The organism is Pseudoalteromonas sp. TB41, assembly GCF_000497975.1.
In the GTDB taxonomy this organism is placed as follows: domain Bacteria; phylum Pseudomonadota; class Gammaproteobacteria; order Enterobacterales; family Alteromonadaceae; genus Pseudoalteromonas; species Pseudoalteromonas tetraodonis.
Genome location: NZ_AUTH01000086.1, coordinates 25307 through 37250, shown reverse-complemented (window position 1 = coordinate 37250; position 11944 = coordinate 25307). Strand labels below are relative to the sequence as shown.

Here is an 11944-nt window from a genome sequence, read left to right as displayed (position 1 = left end):
TAGCAATTATCAGTGCTTTCTGCTTAAATTAAGCAACCAGTATTTTTGAGGTAAGTAGACAATGGTTTTAAACAGGCAAGGGTACGATGACTTAATAATGTACCTAACTCAGAACTTAGCGTTGTTTGAAAAACCAGGTGAAATAAAGCCAGGTGCACCAACGGTTATTGAGTTAATTGAAGATGTAATTGCCGAAAATGTCATACGCATTTGTCAACAACACCCCGATCTATCTACAGAGCAGCGTAGTCAAATTGTACGCGAAGTTGATGGCATTGTTTACGACTTACAAGAAGTACTCAGCAGTGTGACTTCTCACACCGTCACAGTCGAACAGCATGCTTTTATTGATGAGTTTGCAGGGCTAGTCAAAAACTTATTTGATAACGCTATTAGTTAATATTTCCCCCTTTAAAACCACGCTTTATTCGCTATTTAATTTTAAATGCGCGCGAGTGTCTGCGTGTAATGAATATAAATTATTGAGATAAAACAATGCAAGCAAATGTAAAATGGGTTGAAGGTAATACTTACATCGGTCGCTCTAACAGCAATCATAATGTCGTGTTTGATGCGGGCAGTGACGGAGCCGCACCTAGCCCAATGGAAATGGTATTGATGTCGGTTGGTGGTTGTTCATCGGTTGATGTGGTGAGTATTTTAAAAAAAACTAAGCAAGAGTTCTCATCAGTAGATGTGCAGTTAACCGCTGAACGAGCAGAAACAGCCCCGCGCGTGTTCACCAAAATTAATTTACACTTTGTTGTAACCGGTAATAATGTGTCTGAAAAGCACCTAGAAAGAGCGGTTTCGCTTTCGGCAGAAAAGTATTGTTCAGTTGCATTAATGCTTGATAAAACAGTAGAAATTACCCACAGCCATGAAGTTGTTCAAGATCAGGGAAAATAACGCTTTTTCCGTGAGTAAAATTCGTATAAAATCCGCGAACTTTTCATTCTGCAGGTGCAGATTTCACTAATTTATAGGTTGGTTTATATGAACAAACCCTTCGATAAACTTAAACTTCATGGCTTTAATAATTTAACTAAAAGCCTAAGCTTTAGTATTTACGATATTTGCTATGCAAAAACAGAGCAACAACGTAAAGAATATATAGAATATATCGATGAGCAGTATAGTGCAGATAGACTAACCGACATTTTAGGTGATGTGGTTGATATTATTGGTGCCAATATTTTAAATATTGCACGTCAAGATTACGAGCCACAAGGTGCCAGCGTAACTATTTTAGTTTCAGAAGAGCCGGTAGAAGAGCAGCAAAATTATGATGCTGACGAAGCACCAGGGCCGTTACCTGACTCAGTGGTTGCACACCTTGATAAAAGCCACATTTGTGTTCACACGTACCCTGAAGCACACCCTGATGATGGTATTTGTACTTTCCGTGCTGATATTGAAGTATCAACCTGTGGCATTATTTCGCCACTTAAAGCGTTAAACTTCTTAATCCATAGCCTTGAGTCAGATGTAGTTACAATTGACTACCGTGTACGTGGCTTTACCCGCGATATTAACGGCGTTAAACATTACATTGACCATGCAATTAACTCGATTCAAAACTTCATGACAGAAGATACTAAAGAAGCGTACCAAATGATGGACGTGAACGTGTATCAAGAAAATCTGTTCCATACCAAAATGATGTTAAAAGAAACCGACTTAAATACGTATTTATTTGGTTTATCTACTGATGATTTGTCAGATGACGAAGAAGAAGAGATTCGCTCAAAACTAACACGTGAAATGCAAGAAATATTCTATGGTCGTAATCTGCCAGATACAGAATAATAACAACGCATTAAATAAAAAATGGCGCTCATTGAGCGCCATTTTTGTATGTCTGAGAAAGCTCAAGTAAATGAGCTGGGCTTTTGTAATAAATACTTACTTAGCTAAGCATGCTGTACAGTAACGCACACACGGCTAACGAACCGACCGCCAGTACAAATAAGGTACTTAAACGGTTACGGTATTTTTGTAAGCTAGGTACTTTGTAAACCGCAATCATTGGCATAATGAATAAAATCATCGCAATGATTGGGCCCGATAACTGATCCATCATATCTAGTATGCTTGGGTTTTTAACCGCGCAGAACCAAATAGCAAAAAACATCAGTACCGCACCCACTTTGTCAGCCACTTTAGGGCTCATGCTTGAGTGTTTAGTTACTAATCCGGTAAAGCTTTCGCGCGCCCCTAAAAAGTGACCTAAAAACGACGACATAATAGCAATAAAGGCAACCAAAGGTCCCAGCGTTGCAATGAATGAGTTTTCTGTAATATTAGCTAAGTAAGACAAAACAGAAACGTTTGCCGCTTTAGCTTCTGCCATTTGTTCACCGGTAAGTGATAGCACACATGAGAACACAAATAACAAAACAAAGGTGATCAGTAATAAGCTAGTACGTTTTAGAATCGCCTCTGACTTAGACGTTGCTAGGTCACCGTAGTGGCTGCGTTGTTTATTAACAAAGCTTGAAATAGCCGCTGCATGGCTAAACGAAAATACAATAATAGGAATTGATAACCAAAGTGTTTTACTAAAGCTACCAAGTTCAGGCAAGCTTGTATCCGGCATTTGCCAGCTTGGGATTAAATACAGCGATAAAAAGAATAATATACCCACTAACGGATACACTAAAATAGCAAAGGCGCGCAGCATTAAGCGCTCACCGCCCATCATTAAGCCAATCATAACAGCCACCAATACACCCGAAAGCACAACGCGAGAGGGCGACTCCATCCCTAGCTGATTGACCATAAAGCTGTCTACCGTGTTGGTTAAACCCACACCATAAATAAGCAAAATAGGAAAAATTGATAAAAAGTATAACAAAGAGATCAGTCGACCCGCGTTTACGCCAAAGTGCTCTTCTACCACATCGGTAAAATCAGCCTCTTTATTTTTCGACGATAATACAAACCGCGCCAAGCCACGGTGCGCTAAAAAGGTCATCGGAAAGGCTAAACACGCCATAATAATCAACGGCCAAAAACCACCAATACCAATGTTAATCGGTAAAAATAAAATACCCGCACCCACTGCGGTGCCAAAAAGACTGAGTGTCCACTGCGTATCATGCAGATTCCATTTTGATTTAGACGTGTGTGCGTCTTGTGTTGGTGCATTTGAAAGCGTTGCACCTTGAGATGTTGTCATGTGTGTGTATCCATTATTTATCATAATAATTGCGCCGAAGAATATAGTTTTTAGGCACTCATTTCATGTGTTTTTATGTCTTGGATATAAATTTGTTGTAGCGTATTAGTTACTGACTGTCACGAATATGAAACAGTGTTTAAAAGCTGCGCAATTAGTGCAGGATTATGCTGCGAAATGCGTGAATAACACGCAATAATGATCATGAATTGGAATGAGTTATTTAGTACAGTGCATTGCAAAGAAAATTTTTCTTACAATGCACTATGTCTAACTCCAGCAGCTACTCTACTGCAGACAGTGCTTTTTGAGCTATTTTATTGACCATTTGTAATGTTTTCTCAAATACCCATTTAATAAACTCAGCTGATAACTCCTTTATCTTTGTTCGTGCATATCCTGCAAATGCAAGCATGCATGCAAGCAAACCATTTATTGGGCCTGTTAAGTCTACGGTGTGAAAATTGTTGTTTGCTAAGATCATCGCAATTTTGTCGTATAAGCTTAAGCCGTTTGAAACCCCAGACTGCAGCGCATTCAGCGCTCCAAGCTTTGCTTGGCGTAATAGAGTCATTAAAGCCTCACTTAAACGGTTCATCCAATAAATAGAAGGTTGGACTTGGCTTGCGTGGGTAATGTCTAAGGTAACACGTTTAAATGGGTTAAATGTTACCCTCTTATTGATGCTATCCCAAGACTGCTTTTGTGAATTTCGGGTGTAGTACCTCATCAAGTGGTGCCAAGGCACAATTATTTGGTTGTTGTCCATTTTGTATTCAGGAGCGTTGTATGGAGCTTGCATGAATGGCCAAAAAGGGACCATTGGTACTACATCGCCACCATTTACACAGCGGAATATATTTTTTGGTTCAAGAGTATTAGTCGTACTTAATGCGAAATTAGTTAAGCCTACCTTTGGAGCTCCAAAAGTATATAACTTAACGTCTGAACTAAAACGTCGTTTTGCCCAATCAGCTACTAATGAGGCAACTGCGCCGCCCAGACTATGACCAACACAGTGAACTGTAGCATTAGGCTTTAATTCACGTAATAGAGGGGCTAATTGTAATTTCAAAGTTTCAAACAAAGTGTTAAACCCTGCGTGTACACTATGCCCTCCATCACACACACTTATATTAGCTCTACAGTCAGTAGATGCATCGTATATTGATGCAGTTCCGCGTATGGCAAGTACTAAATCGTTTTTAAATGGGTTCATGCGACCAGCTGGAGAGGTGCCTTTGCCAACTAATACAAAACCCGTCTGATGACCTGTTGCATGGGCCATTGCTCCGCCTGAAACTCCTTTTATCGGACCGTTGGATAAATCAAAGGAAAAAATATTTTCTAAATAGTTTGATGCAATAACTGTGTATCGACCTCTTCGGTCTGGTTTTTTTATATCATAAGAAATTTTAGCAAGTTCAGCGCATAAAATGGGTGATAATGTTGCCACGGTAAATCCTTTTAATCTTGTTTTTCCCAACGAGCAATACTTTTAATGAAGTGCTCATCCAATGAATCTTCAGGGTTTATAAGGTGATGTTTGGTTTCATCATTTGTTAAATCGGCATTTAAATTTTTAAGAAGTCTTTTAAATTCTTTAGGTGTTTTTAGTCCATGCTGAAACCCAATCCACAGATTAAAAATCTTGCCATCTTTTTCTAAGTCTATAATTATTCTAACTACAGGCTCATGAAAAATACTACCAGGTTTGCGAGAGGTTAAAGATTTTTCTGGGAAAGAGAAATAGCCTTCGCTATTAGTATATACACTGTCTAGCTCTTCATCATCATAGGTCAAGCTACGTTCAACGAGCTGATTTGCTAGTGGAATCCCATTGTTTGAAAGTTGGCCTGTTACTTCTGGGCAAAGCTCAACTTTATATTTAATTAGACCAAGCATTCGACATCCCTTGTTGATAATTAATAATCCATATTTTGATGATTATCCATAAACAGAATAAAACATCAATGTATTTCCTGTACGATTTAATTTGTCCAACGACAAATACTTGAAATATTATGCTCGCCGCTTGGTGCTTCTGAATCAATGATTTGATGTTTTATTTCTTCAGCGCTTAAATCTGCATTTAAATTATTTAGTCTTTTTTGTAATTCAATTGGGGTTTTAAGTCCATGTTGAATTCCAAACCATAAAGTATGCTGATGACTTTCAAAGTGAGTCACTATTACTACTCTGATCATTGACTCATAAAATATATTGCCAGGCTTACGTGATTTAATTGATTTAGCGGGAAATGAGTAAAAACCGAGTTTATCCGTATAGGCTTCATCTATCTCCTCATTTTCTAAGGTTAAGCCTCTTTGGATAAGTTGGTTTGCTACTGGTTTACCGTTTAGCATAAGTTGTCCTTTAACTTCCGGACATAGCTCTACTATATAGCGAATTAATCCGAGCATTTATTATTCCTTGTATAAAATCCATGTATTTATCTTTATCTATAAATAATGTGAAACGTTGATATACGATATTATTCAATCTAAGAACAAAAATTATCATGGATAGCACTGACTGTTCAAATCGACAAATATAAGGTATACACTGGCAAGGTAACGTATTGATAAGGATATTAAGTTGTTACAAGTTAAAACACTCCCCATTACAGCCACGCGTTGGTTTTCCCTTTTATTGTGCGCAATTACCGCTGCAACAATTACCGTATTTTTAAGCAAAATCGGTTTTGTACAAAAAGCATATTCAAGTTTGGGCGCTATTTTAAATGCTAATCCGGTTTTGCATTACAGCAGCGCATTTTTAGCTGGTATTGGCATAAAACTGTTGCTGGATAAGTTCTACATTTCTCACGCTAAACGCAGTATTGGATTTAACTGGCGATATCCGCCCGTGACAATGAGTGTATTGTTTGGAGTATTTTTCATTGTTAGTTATGTGTATGTAACTTATTCCAATGAAATTTTAGCTCAATTAGCTGCTCATGCATTTGTAAGTTTCAAGTTTCTGTCACTGAGTTTTTTAGCTGTTTTTTAAATTAAACTACGAGTGAAGAGCAGGGCTTGCAACTTACCGCTTAAAGCTAAATTGCGCTGGGTTTAGCTTCGCTCTACCCAGCCTACGGTGTATAAATTGTTATCGAACTGCTCGCGACTCTAAGCCCGTAACCCGCAGCCATTAGGTACTTGTTGGGTTTCGTTCCACTCAACCCAATCTACGGTGTTTAAATTGCCATTGAGCTGCTCGCGACTCTAAGCCCGTAGCTCGCAACTCTTAGCTTTTATTCTTCCACCGCACTCACTACAAAATACGGGTTCAAATATTCATCTTTGGTGTTATATAACAGCGGGCTGCCATTAAGTTGAGTGACTTTAGCGCCGGCTATTTCAGCGATGGCGTGGCCTGCGCCGGTATCCCATTCACAAGTTGGGCCTAAGCGCGGGTATATGTCGGCGCTGCCTTCGGCGACTAAACACAGTTTCAGTGAGCTACCTTTTGACACCATTTCAACCTCATCAAAGCGTTTTACAAATTCAGCTAAATCAGGGGAAGGGTGCGAGCGGCTACCTACAACACGAATAAGGCCTTTGTTAGGCTTGGTGGTAACTTTAAGCTCGATGCGCTCATCGCCTTTATCTTTAAAAGCACCAATGGCTTCAGCGGCTATGTACGATACACCCAGTGCAGGGGCATCAACCACGGCTAAAACCGGTTTGCCATTTTCGATTAGGGCAATATTAACGGTAAACTCGCCGTTCTTTTTTATAAATTCTTTGGTGCCATCGATTGGGTCAACCAGCCAGTAGCTTTTCCATGTTTGGCGTACATCCCAACCAATATCGGCACTTTCTTCACTAAGCACAGGAATATCGGGGGTGAGCTCTTTTAGTCCTGCACTAATGATTTTATGAGCTGCTAAGTCGGCGTCGGTTACAGGGCTTTCATCGGCTTTGTACTCAACGTTAAAGTCTTTATTGTAAATACCCATAATCGCGCTTCCCGCTTTGCGGGCGAGAATAAGGGTTTCTTCTAGCAGTTCAGTCTGATTCATTACATGGGCCTATAGTATATGCTGATGTTTTAGATACGTTATCAGCTGAGCTACCGATTGGTCTAGGGTGTTTTTACTGGTATCTAAAATTATTTCAGGATTAACCGGCGGCTGGTAAGTTGAATCAATCCCAGTAAAGTGTTTAATTTCACCGGCGCGCGCCTTTTTATATAAGCCTTTTGGATCGCGGCTTTCGCACACCTCAAGAGGGGTGTCGATAAAAACTTCGATAAATTCACCCTCATCTACTAATTCACGAACCATGTCACGCTCAGCTTTAAAAGGAGATATAAACGCAGTAAGGACTAACAAACCAGCGTCAACCATTAGCTTGGCGGTTTCGCCTACGCGGCGGATATTTTCAACGCGATCGGCATCGCTAAAGCCTAAATCTTTACATAAACCATGGCGTACATTGTCGCCATCAAGTAGGTACGTGTGCGCGCCTTGCTGATTGAGTGCCGCTTCTAAAGCATTCGCAACGGTGCTTTTACCTGAGCCAGAAAAACCAGTAAACCATATAATAGCGCTCTTATGCTTTTTTTGTTCGCTGCGCTGTACTTTAGTGATGGCGTAATTATGCCAAACAATATTGTTATCCATTTGCTGTGTCTCTTTATGCTATAAGCGCGGGCATTAAAACGGAAATACCAGCGGGATCAAAGTTAGTACGGTAATTGAATAAATAATAGAAAGGGGTAGCCCCATCATTACATAGTCTTTTAGTCGGTAGTTACCCGCGCTATAAACCATTAAGTTAGTTTGATAACCAAAAGGTGAAATAAAGCTGGCTGAGGCACCAAATGCAACCGCCATAATAAACGGCAAAGGTTCTACGTTAAAGCCAATAGCCAATGAGTAGGCAACCGGAAACGACAGTGCCGCTGCGGCGTTATTAGTGATCAATTCGGTAAATAACACCGTCATTAAAAAGATTGCGATAAACGCGCCATAAGGGCCAAAGTCGCCAAGCACTACAAACATGGCGTCTGATATTTGCCCAGCAAGGCCGGTGCCTATCATCAGCTTAGCTAAACCTATGGCACTGCCTACTACGGCAAGTAACTCAATAGGAAAGCGACGCTTTATTTCGCTCAGCTTAATAGTACCACACAGCATTAGGCCAATAAGTAACACTAACAAGCCTTTAACCAGCGGTACTGCACCTAAAATACTTAATCCCAGCACACCCGCAAAGCTTAACAACACAATATTTGATTGCTTTGCACCGAGGTGGGTTTGTAAATCAAGCCCTGAAATATACACAAATTCGCGTTTTAAGTTAGTTAAATCATAAAAGCTTTTACCAGGGGCGAGGATTAATGAGTCACCCGCTTGTAAGCGCACTTGCCCAAGCCCGCCTTGTAAGCGGTCATGACCACGGCGAATAGCAATAACGGCCGCATGAAATTGCTCTCTAAAGCGGGCTTCTTTTACCGTTTTGCCAATTAATTTAGACGACTGACTAACGACAACTTCAACGAGGTGTTCTATGTCTTTTTCGTGTTTGTCGTGCACCACTTTTAAGCCGTCAAAGCGAGTGAGCAAAGGTACCGACTTTATATCGCCTACAAACAGCAGTATGTCGTCTTGTTGAATAATATGTTGGGGGGTCACGGCGCAAATGCGATTGCCATCGCGAATAATTTCAGCCAAAAACAAGTCTTTTAAATCGCGTAAACCGTTTTCTTCTACGGTGCGGTTTATTAGTTTAGAGCCGGTTTGTACTTTCCCTTCTAAATAAAAAGGCACCACCTCTTGGCTATTTTTGCCGTTGTCGGGCAGGCATTTTAGCATCACTAAAATAGTGATTAAGCCCACACTGAGTGCGCCTAAACCCACTAAGGTAAAATCAAAAAAGCCTAATGGCGCCATCCCCGCATCTACTGCAAAGCCATTTACGATTAAGTTAGTAGAGGTACCGATGAGTGTAATAGTACCGCCTAAAATTGCGGTGTACGACAAGGGTAGCAACAGCTTTGAAGGGGAGTGGTTTGGGTTATCTTTTATGGCGGTAATTAAGGAGGCAACCACCGCGGTATTGTTAGTAAAGGAAGACAAAAACGCTGTAGAAAGCCCAAGCTTGGTCACTGATTTAACTAAACTGCCACTGGATAACGATTTAGCTAAGCGTTGAATAAGCGTGGTTTTTTCTATCGCTATCGACACTAAAATTAATAACACTAAGGTAATTAATGATGGGTTAGTATAATTAACCAGCATGCTTTCTAAGTCAATTAACCCCGCTAGGTAGCTGGTGCCTATGGCACTGACAAATAACCACGCAGGGTTAATACGGGTGCCAAATAGGCACCCGACTAAAAGCAACATAATGCCTGTTAAAATGAGCTGTTCTACCATGCTTTAAATATTCCTAACAGGCGGTTATTAAACGTTATAGCTTTGAAATATCAAGCGCTTGCCAATGTGGAAAGTGTTTGCGTACGAGGGCATTAAACTCAACTTCAAAGTCGCTAAATTGTCCCGCATTTTCTTCACTTTGTAGTACCTGTTCTATCATTCCTGCTGCAACCGTTAAGTTTGATAAACGGTCAATAAGAATAAACGAACCTGTTTCGTGATTGTGATGGTACTGATCCGCTAAAATAGTCTCGGTGAGCTCCAGTGTCACAATCGCAATTTCGTTTAATTGTAATGAATCTGCGCTGCCATGCTCTAGGGTGTTTACATCAATAGTGTGGTCTATTTTTGTGACCATAGCCGAGGTGTTTTTGCTGCCTAGTTTTAAGTTATAGCTTTTACCTAGTACTAATGGCGATTCGTGCATCCATACAATTTTAGCCTGTAATTGGTTGGTTACTTGCGCTTGCGAATTCGCAGGCACAATAACGTCCCCTCGGCTAATATCTATTTCAGTATTAAGAGTAACCGTGATTGCTTGGCCTGCTTCGGCGGTGTCGAGGTTGCCATCAAAAGTAACAATCTCTTTAATATTGGATGTTTTACCTGAAGGCAGTACTTTTATCTCATCGCCAACGCGTAATTTACCTGAGGTCAGCGTGCCTTGAAAACCACGGAAGTTTAAATTAGGACGTACCACATACTGCACCGGAAGGCGCGCTTCAAAACCAGTGTCGATTTCAGCTGCTGGTGAGTCTTCTAACAGCTCAAGCAATGGTTTGTCGGTGTAATAAGGAGTGTGTGCAGAGCGAGTTACTACATTATCGCCTTTAAGCGCCGACATAGGCACAAACTTAATGTTTGATACGTTAAGTTGCTCGGCAAATTTTAAATAATCGGCTTTAATTTTTTCATAAACGGTTTCGTCAAAATCAACAATATCCATTTTGTTAACCGCAACCACAAACTGTTTGATGCCTAATGAGTCACAAATAAAGCTATGGCGCTTAGTTTGTACCTGCACGCCATAACGTGCATCCACTAAAATAATGGCAACATCACTGGTTGATGCACCCGTTACCATGTTACGGGTGTACTGCTCATGCCCAGGGGTGTCGGCAATAATAAACTTACGCTTAGCGGTTGAGAAATAACGGTACGCTACGTCAATTGTTATGCCTTGCTCACGCTCAGCTTGTAGGCCATCAACTAACAATGCTAAATCAAGTTCTTCACCGGCATTACCTACTTTTTCGTTATCTTTATGAAGTGCAGCTAGCTGATCTTCATAAATTTGGTGACTATCGTGCAGTAGGCGGCCAATTAGGGTTGATTTACCATCATCCACGCTGCCACACGTTAGCATACGTAATAAGCTTTTATCTTGTTGACGTGCTAGGTAAGCGTCTATACCAATTTCTTTTACTTCGTTAAATGTATCGTTATTTAGGTTAGACATTAGAAATACCCCTCACGTTTTTTCTTCTCCATAGAGCCTGCTGAATCATGATCAATCACCCGACCTTCACGTTCAGATGACGACGATAGCAACATTTCTTCAATAATTTCTGTTAGGCTGCTTGCCGTTGATTCAACCGCGCCAGTGAGTGGATAACAGCCTAAGGTTCTAAAGCGAACCGACTTCATTTGTGGTACTTCACCTTCATTAAGCGGCATGCGATCGTCATCTACCATGATTAAGGTACCGTCGCGTTCTACTACAGGGCGCTCTTTAGCAAGGTACAGTGGCACCATTTCGATATTTTCTTGATAAATGTATTGCCAAATATCTAGTTCAGTCCAGTTAGATAGTGGGAATACTCGAATACTCTCACCTGGATTCACTTGGCTGTTATAGGTATTCCAAAGCTCAGGACGTTGGTTTTTAGGATCCCAGCGATGGTGTTTATCACGAAATGAATACACGCGCTCTTTAGCCCGTGATTTTTCCTCATCACGGCGTGCGCCACCAAATGCTGCATCAAAACCGTACTTGTTGAGCGCTTGCTTTAATCCTTGGGTTTTCATGATATCGGTATGTTTACCCGAACCATGGGTGAATGGGCCTACACCCATTTCGATGCCTTCAGGGTTTTTGTGTACGATTAAATCAAAGCCATACTCTTTGGCTAAACGGTCGCGAAACTCAATCATTTCACGAAACTTCCAGTTGGTGTCTACGTGTAATAACGGAAACGGAATTTTTGCAGGGTAAAATGCTTTACGAGCTAAATGCAAAAGTACCGATGAGTCTTTACCGATTGAGTAAAGCATAACTGGGTTCTCAAACTCAGCGGCGACTTCGCGCATGATTTTGATACTTTCAGCTTCAAGTTGCTGAAGGTGAGTTAAAGCCATTGTTGGTCGTCCTACTA

Annotated in this window: 13 protein-coding genes; 4 read left to right on the top strand and 9 right to left on the bottom strand. The window is 40.7% G+C overall.

All coding sequences use genetic code 11. The features are described from left to right. The first annotated feature begins 61 nt into the window (after positions 1-61). From L641_RS0114145 to speD, 3 genes are all read left to right on the top strand, one after another. Positions 62-400: a DUF3802 family protein gene (locus tag L641_RS0114145; protein WP_013463829.1), complete on the top strand. Its 339-nt coding sequence runs from the start codon at positions 62-64 to the stop codon at positions 398-400. A 95-nt stretch (positions 401-495) separates the two neighbouring features. Next, on the top strand, positions 496-909 hold the full coding sequence (locus L641_RS0114140) for an OsmC family protein (protein WP_013463830.1): 414 nt from the start codon (positions 496-498) through the stop codon (positions 907-909). Positions 910-996: 87 nt separating this feature from the next. Further along, the gene (speD, locus tag L641_RS0114135; RefSeq protein WP_013463831.1) at positions 997-1809 is read left to right on the top strand and encodes an adenosylmethionine decarboxylase; all 813 of its coding nucleotides are present in this window, start codon (positions 997-999) and stop codon (positions 1807-1809) included. A 100-nt stretch (positions 1810-1909) separates the two neighbouring features. Here the strand turns inward: speD and L641_RS0114125 are convergent, their stop codons facing one another. The 4 genes from L641_RS0114125 to L641_RS22630 all read right to left on the bottom strand — a co-directional run bounded on the left by L641_RS0114125 (position 1910) and on the right by L641_RS22630 (position 5604). Then, the gene (locus tag L641_RS0114125; RefSeq protein WP_024602226.1) at positions 1910-3181 is read right to left on the bottom strand and encodes an aromatic amino acid transport family protein; all 1272 of its coding nucleotides are present in this window, start codon (positions 3179-3181) and stop codon (positions 1910-1912) included. Positions 3182-3464: 283 nt separating this feature from the next. Next, the gene (locus tag L641_RS0114120; protein ID WP_024602225.1) at positions 3465-4637 is read right to left on the bottom strand and encodes a lipase family protein; all 1173 of its coding nucleotides are present in this window, start codon (positions 4635-4637) and stop codon (positions 3465-3467) included. Positions 4638-4648: 11 nt separating this feature from the next. Next, positions 4649-5086 carry a DUF6795 domain-containing protein gene (locus L641_RS0114115; RefSeq protein ID WP_024602224.1) on the bottom strand — a complete coding sequence of 146 codons (438 nt, stop codon included), beginning with the start codon at positions 5084-5086 and terminating at the stop codon, positions 4649-4651. Positions 5087-5172: 86 nt separating this feature from the next. Further along, complete coding sequence (locus tag L641_RS22630) at positions 5173-5604, bottom strand: DUF6795 domain-containing protein (protein WP_024602223.1); 432 nt, start codon at positions 5602-5604, stop codon at positions 5173-5175. 175 nt (positions 5605-5779) lie between these two features. Between L641_RS22630 and L641_RS0114105 the strand changes: the two genes are divergently transcribed. Beyond that, a complete protein-coding gene (locus tag L641_RS0114105) occupies positions 5780-6193 on the top strand; it encodes a hypothetical protein (protein WP_024602222.1) in 414 nt (137 codons plus the stop codon). Between the two features lie 244 nt (positions 6194-6437). On the opposite strand, the gene cysQ is transcribed toward L641_RS0114105, so the two are convergent. From cysQ to cysD, 5 genes are read right to left on the bottom strand one after another with little or no spacing between them, the layout of a single operon-like run. After that, positions 6438-7208 (bottom strand): 3'(2'),5'-bisphosphate nucleotidase CysQ, encoded by a 771-nt coding sequence (cysQ, locus tag L641_RS0114100; protein ID WP_024602221.1) that lies wholly within the window; start codon positions 7206-7208, stop codon positions 6438-6440. A 9-nt stretch (positions 7209-7217) separates the two neighbouring features. Then, the gene (cysC, locus tag L641_RS0114095) at positions 7218-7811 is read right to left on the bottom strand and encodes an adenylyl-sulfate kinase (protein ID WP_024602220.1); all 594 of its coding nucleotides are present in this window, start codon (positions 7809-7811) and stop codon (positions 7218-7220) included. Between the two features lie 33 nt (positions 7812-7844). Further along, the gene (locus tag L641_RS0114090) at positions 7845-9569 is read right to left on the bottom strand and encodes an SLC13 family permease (RefSeq protein WP_024602219.1); all 1725 of its coding nucleotides are present in this window, start codon (positions 9567-9569) and stop codon (positions 7845-7847) included. Positions 9570-9603: 34 nt separating this feature from the next. Beyond that, on the bottom strand, positions 9604-11028 hold the full coding sequence (gene cysN / locus L641_RS0114085; RefSeq protein ID WP_024602218.1) for a sulfate adenylyltransferase subunit CysN: 1425 nt from the start codon (positions 11026-11028) through the stop codon (positions 9604-9606). Further along, positions 11028-11927, bottom strand: coding sequence for a sulfate adenylyltransferase subunit CysD (gene cysD, locus L641_RS0114080; protein WP_013463837.1), 900 nt, complete (start codon positions 11925-11927; stop codon positions 11028-11030). The genes cysN and cysD overlap by 1 nt, the downstream gene beginning before the upstream one ends. Positions 11928-11944: the final 17 nt, after the last annotated feature.